General features: G+C 64.0%; 16 protein-coding genes. 7 read left to right on the top strand and 9 right to left on the bottom strand.

Annotated elements, in window-relative coordinates; translation table 11 throughout:
* Positions 1-18 precede the first annotated feature (18 nt).
* From OZ911_RS17350 to OZ911_RS17330, 5 genes are read left to right on the top strand one after another with little or no spacing between them, the layout of a single operon-like run.
* Positions 19-3,486 (top strand): response regulator, encoded by a 3,468-nt coding sequence (locus OZ911_RS17350; RefSeq protein ID WP_023048588.1) that lies wholly within the window; start codon positions 19-21, stop codon positions 3,484-3,486.
* Positions 3,483-4,304 carry a CheR family methyltransferase gene (locus tag OZ911_RS17345; RefSeq protein WP_016487627.1) on the top strand — a complete coding sequence of 274 codons (822 nt, stop codon included), beginning with the start codon at positions 3,483-3,485 and terminating at the stop codon, positions 4,302-4,304. Before OZ911_RS17350 ends, OZ911_RS17345 begins: the two co-directional genes overlap by 4 nt.
* Entirely contained in the window at positions 4,301-4,876 is a 576-nt protein-coding gene (locus OZ911_RS17340; RefSeq protein WP_023048587.1) for a chemotaxis protein CheB, read from the top strand. Before OZ911_RS17345 ends, OZ911_RS17340 begins: the two co-directional genes overlap by 4 nt.
* Complete coding sequence (locus OZ911_RS17335; RefSeq protein WP_016487625.1) at positions 4,870-6,096, top strand: hybrid sensor histidine kinase/response regulator; 1,227 nt, start codon at positions 4,870-4,872, stop codon at positions 6,094-6,096. The genes OZ911_RS17340 and OZ911_RS17335 overlap by 7 nt, the downstream gene beginning before the upstream one ends.
* A 44-nt stretch (positions 6,097-6,140) precedes the next feature.
* Positions 6,141-6,518, top strand: a complete 378-nt coding sequence (locus tag OZ911_RS17330; protein ID WP_016487624.1) for a response regulator — start codon at positions 6,141-6,143, stop codon at positions 6,516-6,518.
* Between the two features lie 110 nt (positions 6,519-6,628).
* On the opposite strand, the gene OZ911_RS17325 is transcribed toward OZ911_RS17330, so the two are convergent.
* Genes OZ911_RS17325 through OZ911_RS17315 form a run of 3 tightly spaced genes read right to left on the bottom strand, consistent with a single transcriptional unit; the run spans position 6,629 to position 9,269 of the window.
* A complete protein-coding gene (locus tag OZ911_RS17325) occupies positions 6,629-7,210 on the bottom strand; it encodes a TetR/AcrR family transcriptional regulator (protein WP_016487623.1) in 582 nt (193 codons plus the stop codon).
* 12 nt (positions 7,211-7,222) lie between these two features.
* On the bottom strand, positions 7,223-8,071 hold the full coding sequence (locus OZ911_RS17320; RefSeq protein ID WP_060517319.1) for a 3-hydroxybutyryl-CoA dehydrogenase: 849 nt from the start codon (positions 8,069-8,071) through the stop codon (positions 7,223-7,225).
* A 13-nt stretch (positions 8,072-8,084) separates the two neighbouring features.
* A complete protein-coding gene (locus tag OZ911_RS17315; protein WP_016487621.1) occupies positions 8,085-9,269 on the bottom strand; it encodes an acetyl-CoA C-acyltransferase family protein in 1,185 nt (394 codons plus the stop codon).
* Positions 9,270-9,437: 168 nt separating this feature from the next.
* Here OZ911_RS17315 and OZ911_RS17310 point away from each other — a divergent pair, with 168 nt between their 5' ends.
* A complete protein-coding gene (locus OZ911_RS17310; protein ID WP_060517320.1) occupies positions 9,438-10,448 on the top strand; it encodes an AraC family transcriptional regulator in 1,011 nt (336 codons plus the stop codon).
* 47 nt (positions 10,449-10,495) lie between these two features.
* Here OZ911_RS17310 and OZ911_RS17305 read toward each other — a convergent pair whose 3' ends face one another.
* Positions 10,496-10,933: a carboxymuconolactone decarboxylase family protein gene (locus tag OZ911_RS17305; RefSeq protein ID WP_070086368.1), complete on the bottom strand. Its 438-nt coding sequence runs from the start codon at positions 10,931-10,933 to the stop codon at positions 10,496-10,498.
* Between the two features lie 201 nt (positions 10,934-11,134).
* On the opposite strand from OZ911_RS17305, the gene OZ911_RS17300 reads away from it, so the two are divergent.
* Positions 11,135-12,331 (top strand): cyanate transporter, encoded by a 1,197-nt coding sequence (locus OZ911_RS17300; protein WP_070086367.1) that lies wholly within the window; start codon positions 11,135-11,137, stop codon positions 12,329-12,331.
* Here the strand turns inward: OZ911_RS17300 and pdxR are convergent.
* The 5 genes from pdxR to glcF all read right to left on the bottom strand — a co-directional run bounded on the left by pdxR (position 12,324) and on the right by glcF (position 18,342).
* Positions 12,324-13,757 (bottom strand): MocR-like pyridoxine biosynthesis transcription factor PdxR, encoded by a 1,434-nt coding sequence (gene pdxR, locus OZ911_RS17295; protein WP_023048416.1) that lies wholly within the window; start codon positions 13,755-13,757, stop codon positions 12,324-12,326. The genes OZ911_RS17300 and pdxR overlap by 8 nt on opposite strands.
* A 142-nt stretch (positions 13,758-13,899) precedes the next feature.
* Positions 13,900-14,238, bottom strand: coding sequence for a hypothetical protein (locus tag OZ911_RS17290; protein WP_016487616.1), 339 nt, complete (start codon positions 14,236-14,238; stop codon positions 13,900-13,902).
* A 218-nt stretch (positions 14,239-14,456) separates the two neighbouring features.
* On the bottom strand, positions 14,457-16,625 hold the full coding sequence (locus OZ911_RS17285) for a malate synthase G (protein ID WP_070086366.1): 2,169 nt from the start codon (positions 16,623-16,625) through the stop codon (positions 14,457-14,459).
* Positions 16,626-16,715: 90 nt separating this feature from the next.
* Entirely contained in the window at positions 16,716-17,114 is a 399-nt protein-coding gene (locus tag OZ911_RS17280; protein WP_023048415.1) for a heme-binding protein, read from the bottom strand.
* A complete protein-coding gene (gene glcF, locus OZ911_RS17275) occupies positions 17,107-18,342 on the bottom strand; it encodes a glycolate oxidase subunit GlcF (protein WP_070086365.1) in 1,236 nt (411 codons plus the stop codon). Before glcF ends, OZ911_RS17280 begins: the two co-directional genes overlap by 8 nt.
* Between the last annotated feature and the right edge of the window lie 4 nt (positions 18,343-18,346).

Raw genomic sequence — 18,346 nt, 5'->3', positions numbered from 1 at the left:
TTGCTCGGGCGTTTTCTCATGATTCAAGCAGCCTCGATAGACCAGCGAAGCTTTCGCAAGCTGTTGAGCCGCAACATCGGCCTCCCCCTGGGGGTGGGCCTGCTGGGGGCCGTAGCCTTCGTTGCGGTGATCAACTACCTGCTTTCGGCCATGCAGTGGGTCGAACACACCGATCGGGTCATCGGCAATGCCAACGAAGCGGTCAAGCTGTCGATCGACATGGAAACCGGCATGCGCGGTTTCCTGATCACCGGTGACGAGCGTTTCCTTGACCCCTACGAGGTGGCCAAGCCACGTATTCTCGGCAGCCTGCAAAGCCTGCGGGGCATGGTGGAGGACAACCCGCAGCAGGTCGACCGTATCGACCGGTTGATTGCTTTGCAGCAGGCCTGGAACGACTTCGGCAACGAGATGATTAACCTGCGCCGTAGCCAGGGCGATTACCAGGCCTCGATCGGCAACGGCCGGGGCAAGCGCATCACCGATGAAATCCGCAAGGAATTCGATGGCCTGATCAGCACCGAACAGCAACTGCGCATGGCCCGTAACGAAAAGGTCAGCTCTGTCACTGTGACGGCGATCTCGGCCTTCGTGCTGTTCATCGTTGGCCTCAGCGCCTTGCTGGCTTACCTGGGTCGTCGAGACCTGGTGGCGCTGTCGACCAGCTATGATGAGAACCTTCAGGCCCAGCAACGCTCGGCTCAGCGCCTGGAGCAGCAGGCTTGGTTGCGCAACGGCCAGACCCAGCTGGCTCAGCAGGTGCTCGGGCAACTGACCTTGCCCATGCTTGGTGACAACATCCTGCGCTTCTTTGCTTCTTATCTGGGCAGTGTAGTGGGCGCCGTGTATGTGCGCGATGAGCATGGCCGCCTGGTCCGGGTGGCCTGTTATGGCCTGGGCGCCGAAGAGCAGGCGCGCGAGCAGATCAGGCTGGACCACGACGGCCTGTTGGCTCAGGCCGTGCGTGAAGGCCGCCTGTTGCGCCTGGACAACCTGCCGGAAGACTTCTATCGCCTCAGTTCCGGCCTGGGCAACGGCTTGCCGCGCAGTGCGCTGCTGATGCCGGCCACCGAGGACGGTCAGATCAACGGGGTGATCGAGCTGGGCTTTCTGCGCCCCCTGCAGGAGCGCGATGAAGAGCTGCTGGAACGGGTCGGCGGCAACCTGGGCATGTCGATCGAGAGTGCCCGTTATCGTCAGCGGCTGCAGGAAGTGCTGGCCGAAACCCAGCAGCTGAATGAAGAGCTGCAGGTGCAGCAGGAAGAGCTCAAGACTGCCAACGAAGAGCTCGAAGAGCAGTCACGGGTGCTCAAGGAGTCCCAGGCCCACCTGGAGACCCAACAGGCTGAGCTTGAGCAGACCAACGAGCAGTTGTCGGAACGCACCGATGCGCTGGACCGCAAGAACGAAGAGCTGGGCCGGGCACAGCTGGAGCTGCAGGCCCGCGCCGACGACTTGCAGCGATCGAGCAAGTACAAGTCCGAATTCCTCGCCAACATGTCCCATGAGCTGCGCACGCCGCTCAACAGCTCGTTGATCCTGGCCAAACTGCTGGCAGAAAACGGTGAGGGCAACCTCAGCGAGGAGCAAGTCAAGTTCGCCGAATCCATCTACTCGGCAGGCAACGACCTGCTCAACCTGATCAACGACATTCTCGACATTGCCAAGGTTGAGGCCGGCAAGCTTGAAGTGCGCCCCGAGACCACCCAGGTCGAGCGCCTGGCCGAAGGCTTGCGCGGCATGTTCCAGCCGCTTGCCGGCCACAAAGGCCTGGCCTTCGACGTCAAGCTCGAGCCGCAGGTGCCGGCCACGCTGTTCACGGATCGTCAGCGCCTGGAGCAGATCCTCAAGAATCTGCTGTCCAACGCCATCAAGTTCACTGAGCGTGGCCAGGTCAGCATGAACGTCAGTTACCAGCCTGGCAGCGGTATTGTGTTCGCCGTGCGTGACAGCGGTATCGGTATTGCTGCCGATCAGCACCAGGCGATCTTTGGCGCCTTCCACCAGGTCGATGGCACCAGCAACCGCCGCTATGGTGGCACTGGCCTGGGTCTGTCGATCTCCCGGGACCTGGCGCATCTGCTCGGTGGCCAGATCAATGTCGAGAGCAGCCCAGGCCAAGGCAGTGTGTTCAGCCTGATTTTGCCGGAACGCTATGCCGCCGATGCTGAAGACATCGAGCCGCAAAGCCTGCGCCCCGCCGTCGACACGTTGCCGCCAGCACCTCAAGTGCCGGTGGCCGCTGCCGCCATGCGCCTGGTACCGACCTTTGCCGACGACCGCGAGCATGCCCCCTTCGATTCCCGTTGCATTCTGGTGATCGAAGACGAGCCAAACTTTGCCCGCATTCTGTTCGACCTTGCGCACGAACTGGGCTACAGCTGCCTGGTGGCCCATGGCGCCGACGAAGGCTTCGAGCTGGCGGCCCAATACATACCGGATGCGATCTTGCTGGACATGCGCCTGCCCGACCACTCGGGGTTGACCGTGCTGCAGCGGCTCAAGGAGCAGGCCGGCACCCGCCATATCCCGGTGCACATCATTTCGGTGGAAGACCGCGTCGAGGCAGCCATGCACATGGGGGCGGTGGGGTATGCGGTAAAACCCACCAGTCGTGAGGAGCTCAAGGAAGTCTTCGCGCGCCTGGAAGCCAAGCTGACGCAAAAGCTCAAGCATATCCTGCTGGTGGAGGACGACGACCTGCAGCGCGAGAGCATCGCCCGGCTGATTGGCGACGACGACGTCGAGATCACTGCCGTGGCCATGGCTCAGGATGCCTTGGCGCTGTTGCGCGAGAACATCTACGACTGCATGATCATCGACCTCAAGCTGCCGGACATGCTCGGCAACGAGCTGCTCAAGCGCATGACCGCCGAGGATATCCGTTCCTTCCCGCCGGTGATCGTGTACACCGGGCGCAACCTGACCCGCGAAGAAGAAGCCGATCTGCTCAAGTACTCGCGGTCGATCATCATCAAGGGCGCGCGTTCGCCGGAGCGCCTGCTCGATGAAGTGACGTTGTTCCTGCACAAGGTAGAATCGCAGCTGTCCAACGAACGCCAGCGCATGCTCAAGACCGCCCGCAGCCGCGACAAGGTGTTCGAGGGGCGCAAGGTGCTGCTGGTGGACGACGATGTGCGTAATATCTTTGCCCTGACCAGTGCCCTGGAGCACAAGGGCGCCATCGTCGAGATTGGCCGTAACGGCCGCGAGGCCATCGAGCGCCTGGAGCAGCATGATGACATCGACCTGGTGCTGATGGACGTGATGATGCCTGAAATGGACGGCTTCGAGGCCACCCGGTTGATCCGCCAGCAAGCGCGCTGGCGCAAACTCCCGATCATCGCCGTGACCGCCAAGGCCATGAAGGATGACCAGCAGCGTTGCCTGCAGGCCGGCGCCAATGATTACCTGGCCAAACCGATTGACCTGGACCGTTTGTTCTCGTTGATTCGTGTATGGCTGCCGCAACTGGAGCGAATTTGACTAGCGAACGTAACACCGACATCGAAATCCGCTTGCTGATCGAGGCCATCTATCTCAAGTACAGCTACGATTTCCGCAACTATTCCGGCGCCTCGATCAAGCGCCGGATCCTGCATGCGCTGCGCCAGTTTGATTGCCTCACGGTGTCGGCGCTGCAGGAGCGCGTGCTGCACGACCCCGGCATGTTCATGCAGTTGCTGCAGTACCTGACGATCCCCGTCAGCGAGATGTTCCGCGACCCTGACCACTTCCTTGCCGTGCGCAACGAAGTGGTGCCGCTGCTGCGTACCTGGCCTTCGATCAAGGTATGGATCGCGGGCTGCAGCACGGGGGAGGAGGTGTATTCCATGGCCATCCTGTTGCGTGAGGAAGGGCTGCTTGAGCGCACCATCATCTACGCCACCGACATCAACCCGCATTCGCTGGACAGGGCCAAGCAGGGGATCTACTCGATGCAGAGCATGCGCGAGTACGAAGAAAACTACCGGCTGGCCGGCGGCCGTCGTGACTTTAGCGAGTACTACACAGCGGCCTATGGCAACGCCATCATGGACAGCAGCCTGCGCGATAACGTGACCTTCGCCGACCACAGCCTGGCCACCGACAGCGTATTCTCCGAGACCCAACTGGTGTCGTGCCGCAATGTGCTGATCTACTTCAACAAAGAGCTGCAGGACCGCGCCCTCGGGCTGTTCCATGAGTCGCTCTGCCATCGGGGTTTCCTGGTGCTGGGCAGCAAGGAGTCGGTGGATTTTTCGGCCTACAGCGATCGTTTCGAGCCGCTGGTCAAGCCCGAACGGATCTTCCGTAAATCATGAACGGCGTACGCGCAGTGGTGATCGGCGCCTCGGCGGGCGGTGTGGCGGCATTGTTCGAGGTGCTTGGCGCGCTGCCGCCAGCGTTCGCCATACCTGTGCTTTGCGTGCTGCACCTGCCGGACGACCGCCACAGCCAACTGGCCGAAGTGCTGCAGCGTCGCTTGCATCGCCCGGTATTCGAGGCCGCTGACAAGGCGCAGATCAGCAGCGGGCGGATCTACGTGGCGGGGCCGGGTTACCACCTGTCGGTGGAGCACGACCTCACGCTGTCGCTGAGCCAGGAAGACCCCGTGCATTTCTCCCGTCCAGCGATCGATTTCCTGTTCATCTCGGCGGCCGATGCCTATGGCGAGGGCCTGCTTGGCGTGCTGCTCACCGGTGCCAACGAAGACGGCGCCAGAGGGCTTTCCTATATCAAGAACAACGGGGGCCGCACGATCGTCCAGGACCCTCGCGACGCACAGGTCTCCCTGATGCCGGAGGCCGCCCTGGCCCTGCATCAGCCCGACCATATCCTTACTCTGAGTGGTATCGGGCAGCTGCTCGCGACCTTGGAATACAGCGCATGCTAAGCCACACCATCGCCAAACTGCTGATCGTCGACGACCTGCCGGAAAACCTTCTGGCGCTCGATGCCCTTATCCAGGGCGAAGACCGCGAAGTGCACCAGGCCCAGTCTGCCGAAGCTGCGTTGTCGTTGCTGCTTGAGCACGAGTTCGCGCTGGCCATCCTCGATGTGCAGATGCCGGGCATGAACGGTTTCGAACTTGCCGAGCTGATGCGCGGCACCGACAAGACCAAGAATATCCCGATCGTTTTCGTCAGCGCGGCGGGCCGCGAGATGAATTATGCCTTCAAAGGCTACGAGAGCGGGGCCGTGGACTTTCTGCACAAACCGCTCGACACCCTGGCAGTGAAAAGCAAAGTCTCGGTGTTTGTTGACCTGTTCCGCCAGCGCAAGGTGCTTGGCCGGCAATTGGAAGCCCTGGAGCACAGCCGCCAGGAGCAGGAACTGCTGCTCAGCCAGTTACAGGTGGCGCGAGGTGAGCTTGAGCATGCAGTGCGCATGCGTGACGACTTCATGTCGATCGTCTCACATGAGGTGCGCACACCGCTCAATGGCCTGATCCTGGAAACCCAGTTGCGCAAGATGCACCTGGCACGGGGCAACCTGGAAGCCTTCAGCGCCGACAAGCTGCAAGCCATGGTCGAACGCGACGAGCGGCAGATCAACAGCCTGATCCGGTTGGTCGAGGACATGCTTGATGTGTCACGCATCCGCACCGGTAAATTGTCGCTACGCCCCAGGCTGTTCGATCTCGGTCAACTGGTGCGTGGGTTGGTGGAAAACTTCACCGCGCAAGCCATGGCGCTGGACACCCACATCGAACTGCAGCGCTGTGAAGCATTGAAGGGTGAGTGGGACGAATTCCGGATTGAACAAGTAGTGGCCAACCTGTTGTCCAATGCAATGCGTTACGGCGAGCGCAAGCCGGTGGAGGTACGGGTGTTCGAGCAAGCGGGGATGGCCTGGGTGCAGGTTCAGGATCACGGCATTGGGATAAGCGCGGCCAACCAGCAGCGCATTTTCCAGCAGTTCGAACGGGTCGCTGCCCTGCAAGCCAGCGGGGGCTTGGGGCTGGGGTTGTACATATCCGAGCAGATCGTGCAAGCGCATGGTGGACGGATTCACGTTGAAAGCGAGGAAGGCAAGGGCGCCACATTCACCCTGCAATTGCCGCTGGCAACATTCAAAGAACAAAACGACCAGGCGCGGGCAACCTCTGCGTAAGCTTGGGGTCTGATGGCCAACTGTAAGAATTTCAAGGCGTTAACATGAGTGAAGATGCACAAGATGTGGTGTTGGTCGTCGAGGACGAACCGGCGATTCGCATGATTTTGCGCGATTACCTGGCGGGTGAGGGGTACCACGTGCTGGTTGCCGAAGATGGCGAGCAGGCGTTTGCGATCCTGGCCAGCAAACCGCACCTGGACCTGATGGTGACGGACTTCCGTTTGCCGGGTGGTATCTCCGGCGTGGAGATTGCCGAGCCCGCGGTGAAATTGCGACCAGACCTGAAGGTGATCTTCATCAGTGGCTACCCGGCCGAGATCCTCGAGTCTGGCAGCCCGATCACCCGCAAGGCACCGATCCTGGCCAAGCCGTTTGACCTGGATACCCTGCACGAGCAGATCCAGAGACTTTTGCGTTAAAGCGGGTGGCCCAAATCGCCGGCAAGCCAGCGCCCACAGGTACGCTACAGATCTCAAGGCCTGTGCAGTCCTTGTGGGCGCTGGCTTGCCGGCGATAGGGCCAGTACAGGCTATCGCAGGGTCCGCTCTATACCGCCTGCCAACATGCTCTCCATCAGCCCCAGCCCCTGTTCCTCGGGCAATGCCTTCAACATCCCCGGCAACTGGTTCAGCAGCGTCGCCACCACATGCGCCGTCGCCACCAAGGCTTGCCCCTGCAACGTTGCCTGTGGCGCGATCAACCTCAGCAACCCCGCCTCGTAACGTTTGCGCAACAAGGCCAGGCGCGCCTGCTGGTCATCGCTCAAACAGCACAAGTCGCGCTCCGCCAGCCGAAACTGCATCGGCCGCTCGGCATGCAATTGCCAGTGCGCTGCAATCAGGCAGCCCAGTGCCGAGGCCCCGCGCGCCATGGCTCGACGCCCCTGATCCAGGGTGGCCTGCAGTTCTTCGTACAACTCCTCGATCAAGTCGTACAACAGGTCCTGCTTGCTGGGAAAGTGATGGTACAGCGAGCCCGCAGTCAGCCCCACATGGGCCGCCAGTTCGCGCATGCTGACCTGGCCAAAGCCCTTTTCGGCAAACAGCGCCATGGCCCGGTCACGTCGCTCTTCAAAATTGGCACAGCGCATTGCGGCATTGACCGGAGGCATGGCGACTCGTCCTCAGTAGGTGAAGAAACCGCGACCGCTCTTGCGCCCCAGCCAGCCGGCCGCGACCATTTCCTTCAGCAGCGGGGCAGGGCGGTATTTGCTGTCGTTGAAGCCCTCATGGAAGGCTTCCATGATCGCCAGCAGGGTATCCAGGCCGATCAGGTCGGCCAGTGCCAGCGGGCCGATTGGCTGGTTGCAGCCCAGGCGCATGCCGGTGTCGATGTCCTCGGCACTGGCCAGGCCTTCCTGGCGCACGAAGATGGCCTCGTTGATCATTGGCACCAGAATGCGGTTGACCACAAAGCCTGGGCGGTTGCCCGCGGTGATCGGGGTCTTGCCGACCTTTTCGGTCACCACCAGCGCCTGGGCGTAGGTGCTGTCGCTGGTCTGCAGGCCGCGAATGATCTCCACCAGCGCCATCATTGGTACCGGGTTGAAGAAGTGCACACCAATGAAGCGCTCGGGGTGCTCGATGCTGGCGGCCAGCTGAGTCACCGACAGCGACGAAGTGTTGGTGGCGATGAGGCAGTCGGCAGCGACGTTGGCGGCCACTTGCTGCAGGATGCGCTGCTTGAGCTGCAGGCTTTCGGTGGCGGCCTCGATCACCAGCTGCGCGCCGCTGAGCTGGGCGTAGTCGGTGCTGGTGCGGATGCGCGTTTTCGCCGCCGCGGCCTTGTCCGCATCCAGGGTGCCTTTGCTGACCTGGCGTTCGAGGTTTTTGCTCAAGGTGGCCACGCCGCGCTCCAGCGCCGCGTCGGAAACATCCACCAGCAGCACCTGGTAGCCGGCGACGGCGCACACCTGGGCAATGCCGTTGCCCATGGTGCCGGCGCCGATCACGGCGATCTGTTCAATGCTCATGTGTCAGGCTCCCTCAGACGCGCTCGAAGACTACGGCGATGCCTTGGCCGCCACCGATGCACATGGTCGCCAGGGCGTAGCGGCCCTGGATGCGCTGCAGCTCATGGATGGCCTTGGTGGCGATGATCGCGCCAGTGGCACCCACCGGGTGGCCCAGGGAAATGCCCGAACCATTGGGGTTGACCTTCTCCGGGTCGAAGCCCAGTTCGCGGGCCACGGCGCAGGCTTGGGCGGCGAAGGCTTCGTTGGACTCGATCACGTCCAGGTCCTGTAGCTTCAGGCCGGTCTTTTCCAGCACCTTGCGGGTGGCCGGGATCGGGCCCAGGCCCATCAGTTCCGGCTCGACACCGGCGTGGGCATAGCCCACCAGACGCGCCAGCGGCTTCAGGCCCAGGCGACGCACGGCGTCACCGCTGGCCAGCACCAGGCCGGCCGCGCCATCGTTGATGCCGCTGGCGTTGCCGGCAGTCACGGTGCCGTCCTTCTTGAACACGGTCTTCATGCCGGCCAGTTGCTCGGCGGTGACGTCGCCCCGTACGTGCTCGTCCACGGCGAACTGTACGGTGCCTTTGCGGGTTTTGAGCTCCACCGGGACGATCTGGCTGTCGAAACGGCCTTCGGCGATGGCGCGGGCGGCGCGGCGCTGGCTGGTCAGGGCCAGCTCATCCTGCATCTCGCGGGTAATGCCGTGTTTGGCGGCGACGTTTTCTGCGGTGATGCCCATGTGGAAGTGTTCGAAGGGGTCCTGCAGCACGCCTACGGTGTAGTCGATGCCTTGCAGGTCGCCCATGCGCGCGCCCCAGCGTGCCTGCGGCAGCAGGTACGGGCCACGGCTCATGGATTCGGCACCGGCGGCCACGGCTACATCGGCATCGCCGAGCAGCAGGCACTGGGTGGCAGAGACGATGGCCTGCAGGCCCGAGCCGCACAGGCGGTTGACGTTGAAGGCAGGGGTTTCCTTGGGAATGCCGGCGTTCATTGCGGCAACCCGCGACAGGTAGGCATCGCGCGGTTCGGTGGGGATCACGGTGCCCATGACCACATGGCCAACCTGCTCGGCGGCCACGCCCGAGCGCTCGATGGCGGCGCGGGTAATGGTAGTGGCCAGGTCGGCCAGGGGCAGGTCCTTGAGCGAGCCTCCAAAACCACCGATGGCGGAACGCACGGCACTGACGACATAGATTTCTGGGCTGCTCATAGAGGCTCCGTAAGCTTAGGCATGGCGGGAGCGGGCCAGGCTCTGCGAGAATGGCCGGCGGTCCCGGAGTGGGATCGAGTCTAGGCAAAGGCTCTGTTGCAGCCTATGCCGGATCTGTTCAAACAACCTGGCACTTTTTGCCACTCAGCATAGACAGCGAAAACCACCATGCGCGATAGCGATTCGGTCGCCGTGTACTTTCTCAATGCCATGCTCCACGCCCTGCGCAATAGCCCGGCCGAGCGCGATGCACAGCTGCGCGCGGTGGGCATCGACCCCCAGCTGCTTGAGCAGTCACAGGCCCGCGTACCGGCCAAGGCCTTCGCCGAGCTGTGGCTGACACAGATACAGCGCCTGGACGACGAGTTCTTCCGCCTCGACAGCCATGGCATGCCGCTGGGCAGCTTCGCCCTGATTTGCCGGGGCCTGATCCTTGAGCCGAACCTGGAAAAGGCCTTGCGCCAGTGCATGGCTGGCTTCGGCCTGTTCCTGCGCGACCTGCGCGGCAGCCTGACCGTACGCGGTGGGCGCGCGCTGATCAGCGTGCAGTCGAGCATTGCCGACCCGTTGACCCAGGTGTACGCCGAGGAAACCTACCTGGTGCTGATGATCGGCATGTTGTGCTGGCTGGCCGGGCGGCGGATCGCCATCGACCGCACCGAGCTGGCCGTCTCGCGCCCGGCCCAGGAAGACGACCTGCTGTTGTGGGGGCCGGACCTGCGCCTGGGCAGCGGCCGTACCGAAGTGGAGTTCGACAGCGCCTACCTGCGTCTGCCAGTGGTGCAGGACCTGGCGACCCTGAAAACCTTTCTGCGCAGTGCACCGCAGGGGTTGGTGATCCGCTTTCGCAACCAGAACGGGCTGGTGGCGGAGGTGTACCGCCATTTGCGCGCCCGGCACTATGGGCAGTGGCCGACCTTGGCGGCGCTGGCGCAGCTGCAGGGGATCAGTGCCAGTACGTTCCGCCGGCAGCTGGAGCGGGAAGGGCGGTCGTACCAGCAGATCAAGGATGAGGTGCGCCGGGCGATGGCCTTCGAGCGGTTGCGCGAGGGGGTGTTGAGCATTGCCGAGATAGCCGAGCAGGCCGGGTTCCAGGAGCCGAGTGCGTTTCACCGGGCGTTCAAGAAGTGGACCGGGCAGAGCCCCGGCAGCTATAGGGCGCGGTTGGCCGGGCGTTAGTTGTTCCCTGTACCGGCGATAGGGCCGGTACGGCGATCATTGAATGATCAGGCCGGCACCATGGCAAACCCGACCCCGAAGCGGTTCCAGGCGTTGATGGTGGCAACCGCCAGGGTCAGGTTGACCACCTCGGCCGGCTCGAAGTGTTCCTGCAGGGCTTCATATTGCCCCTGTGGCGCGCCCTGCCCAGGCAGGCGGGTAAGGCTTTCGACCCAGGCCAGCGCCGCACGTTCGCGCGGGGTGAAGTAGGCGGTTTCGCGCCACACGCTCAAGGTCTGCAAGCGTGCTTCGGTCTCACCTGCCTTGCGTGCATCGTTGGCGTGCAGGTTGACGCAGTAGGCGCAGCCGTTGACCTGCGAAGCCCGCAGACGTACCAGCTCCAACAGGGAACTCTCCAGGCCGCTCTTGGCCAGGGCCTGCTCCAGGCCGACCATGGCTTTGTAGGCTTCCGGGGCGTGCTTGGCCCATTCGATACGGTTGTGCATGGCTGTCTCCAAAGGGTGCTGGATGGGAATGGCACTACTGTAGCGCTGCCGATTGGCCTCCCCGATAGCCAATTGCGCACATAAGCGGGAGGCCAATCGCCCATTCAGGTGGCCACTGACAAGCATCCAATCTCTTCATTTCTGCCAGCCCTGCCAAGCCGGGATAATGCCTGGGTCCTGTTACCCGAGAACCGATGCGCAATGAGAGCTGCTTTGAACCTGTTGCTGGTGATCCTGCTGGCGCTGAACCTGCGGCCGATCCTGACCAGTATCGGCCCGTTACTCGAACCCATGCGCGCCAGCACCGGGCTGGGCTACCAGCAGGCTGCCTTGCTGACGGCGTTGCCGGTACTGTGCATGGGCCTGGTGCCGTTGCTGCAGCCATGGTTGCGACGCTGGATCAGCGAGCATGGCGGCATGCTCGGTGGCCTGGCTGCAATCGCCCTGGCTTGCCTGTGGCGCCTGCAACTGGACAGCGCCTGGGCGCTGATTGCCAGTGCCGTGGTCGCCGGTCTGGGGGTGGCGGTGGTGCAGGGCATGATGCCTGGCCTGGTCAACCGCTGGTTCCCCAGCCGCCTGGCGGGGGCGATGGGGCTGTACTCGGCAGCGTTGATGAGCGGTGGCGGCATGGCTGCCGTGCTTGGCCCCCATATCAGCGACCATTTCGGCCACTGGCAGGTCGGCCTGGGCCTTTGGGCGATCCCGGCGCTGTTGGCGCTGGTGGCATGGGCGGTATGGCGGCCACGGCAGGGGGCGCCAACGCTGGCCGGCGCTGCTGGCGGGCACTGGTTCGGCACGCGCCGGGCCTGGTTGCTGGCCCTGTATTTCGGCCTGATCAACGGCGGCTACACCAGCATGGTGGCGTGGCTGCCGGCGTACCATCTCGAGCACGGCGGCAGTGCTCAGGGCGGTGCAGACCTGGTGGGCCTGATGACGGTCTTCCAGGTGGCCGGTGCACTGGGGTTGCCGCTGTTGCTGCGGCGTTGGACTGACCGCCGTCCAGGCTTGTGGTTGGCTCTGGCGATCCAGCTGGCCGGTTTTCTCGGCCTGCTGCTGGCACCCACGCAGGCGGCGGGGCTGTGGGTCGCGATGATCGGTTTTGGCCTGGGCGCCTGCTTCAGCCAATGCCTGACCCTGACCCTGGAGCACTTGAAGACGCCCGCCGAGGCCGGCAGCCTGGCCGCTTTCGTGCAGGGCATCGGTTTCATCATCACCGGTACAGTGCCGTATATCACCGGCTGGCTGCGTGACGTGAGTGGTGACTTCCAGGCGTCGTGGACGCTGCTCACTGTGACCGTGATGGCCATGTTGCTGGTAACCCGCTGGTTCAGTCCGCGTGGCTATGCCGCAGCCATCGCGCGCCCCGCCGCGCCAGGCAAGGCTGCGCCGGTCAGCTGAGGCGTTGCAGGGTATCGCGCACCCGGTCCAGCGCCGGGTCAATGTCCAGCAGCTCGATGGCGCCGAAGCCCAGCAATAACCCCGGGCGTACCGGCGCTTCGCTGAAGAATGGCGCCAGCGAGTACAGGCCGACCTCTACCTTGCGCGCGAGGTTGGCCAGCAGTTCGACATCGACCCCGGGATTGGCCAGTGCACTGAGGTGGAAGCCGGCGCTGGCAGGGATGGCGCTGAGCCACGGCGACAGGTCGCCCCCCAGGCGCGCCAGGATGCGCTCGCGACGGGCGCTGTAGACCTCGTGGCAGCGGCGGATATGCTTGTTCAGGTGGCCTTCGCCCAAAAAACGCGCCAGCGCCCACTGCAGCAAAGTCGGGCTGTGCCAGTCGCTGAGGTGCTTGGCCACGCAAGCGGCCTGCAGTACGGCAGGCGGCAGTACGGCATAGCCCAGCCGCAGTTCTTGCAGCAAGGTCTTGGAAAAGGTCCCGACATAGGCCACCAGCCCATGCCGGTCCAGGCGCTGGAGTGCGTCCGAGGCTGGCCCGTGGTAGCGGAACTCGCAGTCGTAGTCGTCTTCGATGATCAGTGCACCCAGTTCCGCGGCCCTTGCCAGCAGGGCGTGTCGGCGTGGCTCGCTCATCGGCATACCCAGCGGGAACTGGTGCGAGGGCGTTACGTAGATCAGCCGGGTGCCATCGGCGATCTGCTCCACGCACAGGCCTTCATCATCCACCGGCACGGACTGCAGGCGTGCGCCAAGGGCCAGGAACAGTTGCCGTGCCGGCGGGTAGCCGGGGTCTTCCATGGCCACCTGACAGCCTGGCTCGACCAGTACCCGGGCGATCAGGTCCAGCGCTTGCTGGGCACCGTTGCACACCAGCAGATCGGCTGCGCTGCAGTGCACGCCGCGGGCGTAGGCGATGTGGTGGGCAATGGCCTCGCGCAGCTCTGGCAGGCCCTGGGCCTGGAACTGCCGCTCGGGGTGGCGCTGGCTGCGGCGCAGCGCGTAATTCAGGCAGCTGCGCCATTGGTCGAACGGGAACTGCGACTTGCTCGATGCACCGCCGACAAAGTCATAGCGCGAGGGCGTTTGCAGCTGGCGTTGAGCGAGCACGGTGGCGCGCTGCTGCCAGCGTTCAAGGGATGCAGCGCCGGCCAGGGGAATGCTGGCTGATTCATTGCTGCGCAGTGGTTGGCGCGGGGTGATGAACGTGCCGCGGCCGACCACGCCGCTGAGCAGGTTGTCGTAGGTCAGCCGTGAGTAAGCCTCGGCCACGGTCTTGCGCGATACGCCCAGTTGTGCTGCCAGCAGGCGGGTGGGTGGCAGTTGGGTGCCGGCGGCCAGGTGGCCGCTGTCGATACCGGCGCGCAATTGCTGGTAAAGCTGCTCGGCCAGGCCTTTGCGGCCCTCCAGGCGAATGTGCAGTTCCATGGGCGGGTCCGGAGCGGGGGAGTGCTCAGGATAGCGGATTGGACAGGAAGGCTCCCACAGGTATCGCGTGCCCCACAGGCTTGACGCGACCCCTATGAGAGCTGGCTTGCCGGCGATGGGCTGCAAAGCAGCCCCAAAAAGCTCAGAACCGGGCGGCGCTGACAGTGATGTAGCCTTTTTCCGCCAGCGCGATGCGTATTACTGTCTCATCCTCTGCCGCGTTGCGGTTGCGCCTGATGCGCACGCCTTCTACCGTCGAAGCCTTCATATACTCTGAAATGGCCCGCCCGTTCGCGTCGAAGAACACCTCGCTGGCCAGCAACTCGATGCGTTCGATCAATTGCCGGGAATGCTCATCGGTGGCGCAGAAGAACATGACCCCCGACAGGTGTGGGTCTTCATCGGGGTTACTCATGTCATGGGCCAGCATTTCGCGCAGGCTGCTGCGCAGTTCGGCGATGGGGCGGGCGTACAGGTGCATGCGGAGCCTCCTCTGGAGCGCAGCGTTGCTTGATCCAGCCCCGATCTTGTTTTCTGCGGGCGGCGGTAGCAAGTAAGACACTTCCGAGAACCCTGTGGGAAATGTCTGAAGCTGCCGGAATACCACCCTTGACTGGCAGCAGGCGGGTGTCTGCGGCACAATTCGTCCCCACCCGATCGCGCCACAAGGCCGCTCCTGGAGTGACCGCGCAGCCTGGGCTAGCGTTGAACTTCCTGCTTGAAGCGCAACCGCCAGCCATGTAGCAACGGCTCGGTATAGCCGCTGGGCTGCTCGCGCCCTTTGAACACCAGGTCCCGCGCAGCTCGGAAGGCATACGATGTTTCGAAACCGGTGGCCATCGGCCGGTATGCCGGGTCCCCGGCATTCTGCTGGTCGACCACCTGGGCCATGCGTTGCAACGTCGCCTCGACCTGCTCGGCCCCGACTACCCCATGGTGCAGCCAGTTGGCAATGTGCTGCGCTGAAATGCGCAAGGTGGCGCGGTCCTCCATCAGGCCCACATCGTGAATGTCCGGCACCTTGGAGCAGCCGACCCCTTGCTCGACCCAGCGCGCCACGTAACCGAGGATGCCTTGGCAGTTGTTGTCCAGCTCAGCCTGGATATCAGCGGCGCTCCACGGCCGTTCGGGGCTGACCGGAATGCTCAGCAGGTCATGCAGCAATGCGCCACGCAGGGCCCCCAGGTCTACCTGTTCCAGCGTCTGCTGCACGGCAGCTACGTCTACCTGGTGGTAGTGCAGCGCATGCAGGGTGGCGGCAGTGGGCGACGGCACCCAGGCGGTGTTGGCACCGGCCTTTGGCTGGGCAACTTTCTGTTCCAGCATGGCCGCCATCAGGTCGGGCATGGCCCACATGCCCTTGCCGATCTGTGCCTTGCCGCGCAGGCCACAAGCCAGCCCGACCAGCACGTTGCTGCGTTCGTAGGCCTGGATCCAGGCGCTGCCTTTCATGTCGCCCTTGCGCAGCATGGCGCCGGCTTCCATGGCGCTGTGCATCTCGTCACCGGTGCGGTCGAGGAAGCCGGTATTGATGAACACCACCCGGGATGCCGCGCTGGCGATACAGGCCTTGAGGTTGACGCTGGTGCGCCGCTCCTCGTCCATGATGCCCATCTTCAGGGTCTGTGCCGGCAGGCCCAGCAGGGCTTCGACGCGGCCGAACAACTGGTCGGCGAAGGCCACTTCGGCCGGCCCGTGCATCTTCGGTTTGACGATGTACAGGCTGCCTTCGCGGGAATTGCCGCGGCGCTTGAGGTCGTGCAGACCGATCAGGCTGGTAATCACGCCATCGAGGATACCTTCGGGAATTTCACGGCCATCACGGTCGTGGATGGCCGGGTTGGTCATCAGGTGGCCGACGTTGCGGATGAACAGCAGCGAGCGGCCCGGTAGTGTCAGGGGGAGGCCGTCTATACCGTGGTAATGGCGGTCTGCAGCCAGGGTGCGGTTGAAGGTTTTGCTGCCTTTGCTCACCTGTTCGCTCAGGTCACCCTTCATCAGGCCGAGCCAGTTGCGGTAGACGTGGACTTTGTCGTCGGCATCCACGGCCGCTACCGAGTCTTCGCAGTCGATGATGGTGGTCAGTGCGGCTTCCAGGGCGATGTCCTTGACCCCGGCCAGGTCCTGCTGGCCGATCGCACTGGTCGGGTCGATCTGGATTTCGAAATGCAGCTGGTGGTGCTGCAACAGGATCGCCGTGGGTGTGTTCGGCTCTCCCTGGTAACCCCGCAGTTGTGCGCGATTGTGCAATACGGCCTGGCGGCCGTCGGCCAGGGTGACCCGTAGCGTGCCCTGGTCGATCACGTAGGCAGTGGCGTCGCTGTGTGAAGCGCCGTCGAGTGGGGCGCTAGCGTCGAGGAACTGCCGGCCATAGGCAATTACCTTGGCGCCGCGCACCGGGTTGTAGCCTTGGCCGCGTTCGGCGCCAGCGGTTTCGGCGATGGCATCGGTGCCGTACAGCGCATCGTACAGCGAACCCCAGCGGGCGTTGGCGGCGTTGAGGGCGTAGCGGGCATTGCTCAGCGGCACGACCAGCTGCGGGCCGGCTTGCAAGGCGATTTCACGGTCAACGTTGGCGGTGCTGATCTGCACGTTTTCGGGAGCGTCGACCAGGTAGCCGATGCCTTGCAGAAAGTGCTGGTAGGCGGCCATGTCGCGGATCGGGCCAGGGTGTTGGCGGTGCCAGTTGTCCAGCTCGGTTTGCAGGCGCTGGCGTTCGGCGAGCAGGGCGCGGTTTTGCGGGGCGAGGTCGTGGACCAAGGTGCTGAAGCCTTGCCAGAAAGCGTTGGCTTCGATGCCGGTGCCGGGGAGGACTTCGTCTTCGATGAAGTGCTGGAGGGTGGGGGCGATCTGGAGTTCGTTTGGCATTGTCTGTTCGCTCGATGTTCTGTCTTCGGGAATTCAGTCACCTGTGCTGGCTTCTTCGCGGGCAAGCCCGCGAAGAAGCCAGCACAGGATCTACAGGGCTGCCGCTCCAGCCTTGGCCACCTGGGCATCCTGTTCGGACTTGACCCCGGACACACCAATGGCACCCACCACCTGGCCATCCACCCGCAGTGGCACGCCACCTTCCAGGCTGGTCAGCAGCGGTGCGGTGACGAATGCAGTGCGGCCCCCATTGACCATTTCCTCGTAATCCCGGGTTTCCTTGCGCCCCAGCGCGGAGGTGCGGGCTTTCTCCACGGCTATGTAGGCACTGGCCGGCGCACAGCCATCCAGGCGCTCCAGGACCAAGGGGTGGCCACCGTCGTCGACCACGGCGATGGTCACGTTCCAATGCTGGGCCAGGGCTTCCTGGCGGGCGGCGGCCAGCACACGGGCGACGTCGGCCTGGCCGATCACGAACTTGCTATGCATGGGGGTTCTCCGGGTTCAAGGCGGCTTCGACGATTTCGATCCAGTGCCGTACCGGCGTGCGCCCGGCCCCGTCGAGGTGGGCCTGGCAGCCGATGTTGGCGGTAGCGATGACTTGCGGTTTGCCGCTTTCCAGTGCGTTGAGGCGGTTGTCACGCAGTTGCAGTGACAGCGCAGGCTGGGTCAGCGAATAGGTGCCAGCCGAGCCGCAACACAGGTGGCCGTCCGGTACCGAGGTCAGGGTAAAGCCCAGGCGCGTCAGCAGCGCCTCTACCGCACCCCCCAGTTTCAGGGCGTGTTGCAGCGTGCAGGGGCAGTGGAAGGCCAGGCGTTGCTCGGCGCACAGGCCCAGTTGCTCGACCGGCTCATCGCGCAGTACTTCTACCAGGTCGCGGGACAGGGCGCTGACCCTGGCCGCTTTGGCTGCGTAGCGGGTGTCGTGTTCCAGCAGGTGGCCATAGTCGCGCACGAACGCGCCGCAGCCGCTGGCGGTTTGCACGATGGCTTCGGCACCTGCTTCGATGGCCGGCCACCAGGCGTCGATATTGCGCCGCGCACGTTGCAGGCCTTGCTCCTGGGCATTGAGGTGGTAGTCCACCGCGCCACAGCAGCCGGCCTGGTGGATGGGTTGCACGCTAATCCCCAGGCGATCGAGCAGGCGCGTCGCAGCGGCATTGGTATTGGGTGACAAGGTCGGCTGCACGCAGCCTTCCAGCATCAGCACCTGGCGTGCGTGGCGTGGCGCGGGGCGCTCGCCGGGTGCCGTGATGTGCGCCGGCAGTTTGCGCTTGAGCGTGCCCGGCAACAGTGGGCGCAGGGCCTGGCCGCTGCGGGTCAGGGCCTTGAACAGCGCCGGGCGTGGCACTACCGCACGCAGGCCCTGGCGCAGCAGGCGCTGACCGAGCGAGCGTGGTACTTGTTGGTCGACGACGGCGCGACCGATGTCCAGCAGGTCGTGGTATCTGACCCCGGATGGGCAGGTGGTTTCGCAGTTGCGGCAACTCAGGCAGCGGTCCAGGTGCTGTTGGGTGCTGGCGGTGACCGGCTCGCCTTCGAGTACCTGCTTGATCAGGTAGATGCGCCCGCGCGGGCCGTCCAGTTCATCGCCCAGCAACTGGTAGGTAGGGCAGGTGGCGGTGCAAAACCCACAATGCACGCAGGAACGCAGGATGCTTTCGGCCTCGTCGGCGCGGGCCAGCCGGCGGCTTGTTTCGCTCAGGTTGGTTTGCATGGTC

This window comes from Pseudomonas fortuita, from assembly GCF_026898135.2.
In the GTDB taxonomy this organism is placed as follows: Bacteria; Pseudomonadota; Gammaproteobacteria; order Pseudomonadales; family Pseudomonadaceae; genus Aquipseudomonas; species Aquipseudomonas fortuita.
The sequence above is the reverse complement of the archived record's forward strand: the minus strand, read 5'-3'. Positions and strand labels throughout refer to the sequence as shown.

Bases quoted from the DNA above. Each gene is read 5' to 3' on its own strand.
- OZ911_RS17305 (WP_070086368.1), bottom strand. From the start codon at position 10,933: ATGCACAACCGTATCGAATGGGCCAAGCACGCCCCGGAAGCCTACAAA.
- OZ911_RS17285 (WP_070086366.1), bottom strand. From the start codon at position 16,625: ATGCCAAACGAACTCCAGATCGCCCCCACCCTCCAGCACTTCATCGAA.
- OZ911_RS17335 (WP_016487625.1), top strand. From the start codon at position 4,870: ATGCTAAGCCACACCATCGCCAAACTGCTGATCGTCGACGACCTGCCG.
- OZ911_RS17320 (WP_060517319.1), bottom strand. From the start codon at position 8,071: ATGAGCATTGAACAGATCGCCGTGATCGGCGCCGGCACCATGGGCAAC.
- OZ911_RS17315 (WP_016487621.1), bottom strand. From the start codon at position 9,269: ATGAGCAGCCCAGAAATCTATGTCGTCAGTGCCGTGCGTTCCGCCATC.
- OZ911_RS17350 (WP_023048588.1), top strand. From the start codon at position 19: ATGATTCAAGCAGCCTCGATAGACCAGCGAAGCTTTCGCAAGCTGTTG.
- OZ911_RS17310 (WP_060517320.1), top strand. From the start codon at position 9,438: ATGCGCGATAGCGATTCGGTCGCCGTGTACTTTCTCAATGCCATGCTC.
- OZ911_RS17325 (WP_016487623.1), bottom strand. From the start codon at position 7,210: ATGCCTCCGGTCAATGCCGCAATGCGCTGTGCCAATTTTGAAGAGCGA.
- pdxR (WP_023048416.1), bottom strand. From the start codon at position 13,757: ATGGAACTGCACATTCGCCTGGAGGGCCGCAAAGGCCTGGCCGAGCAG.
- glcF (WP_070086365.1), bottom strand. From the start codon at position 18,342: ATGCAAACCAACCTGAGCGAAACAAGCCGCCGGCTGGCCCGCGCCGAC.
- OZ911_RS17330 (WP_016487624.1), top strand. From the start codon at position 6,141: ATGAGTGAAGATGCACAAGATGTGGTGTTGGTCGTCGAGGACGAACCG.
- OZ911_RS17280 (WP_023048415.1), bottom strand. From the start codon at position 17,114: ATGCATAGCAAGTTCGTGATCGGCCAGGCCGACGTCGCCCGTGTGCTG.
- OZ911_RS17340 (WP_023048587.1), top strand. From the start codon at position 4,301: ATGAACGGCGTACGCGCAGTGGTGATCGGCGCCTCGGCGGGCGGTGTG.
- OZ911_RS17300 (WP_070086367.1), top strand. From the start codon at position 11,135: ATGAGAGCTGCTTTGAACCTGTTGCTGGTGATCCTGCTGGCGCTGAAC.
- OZ911_RS17290 (WP_016487616.1), bottom strand. From the start codon at position 14,238: ATGCACCTGTACGCCCGCCCCATCGCCGAACTGCGCAGCAGCCTGCGC.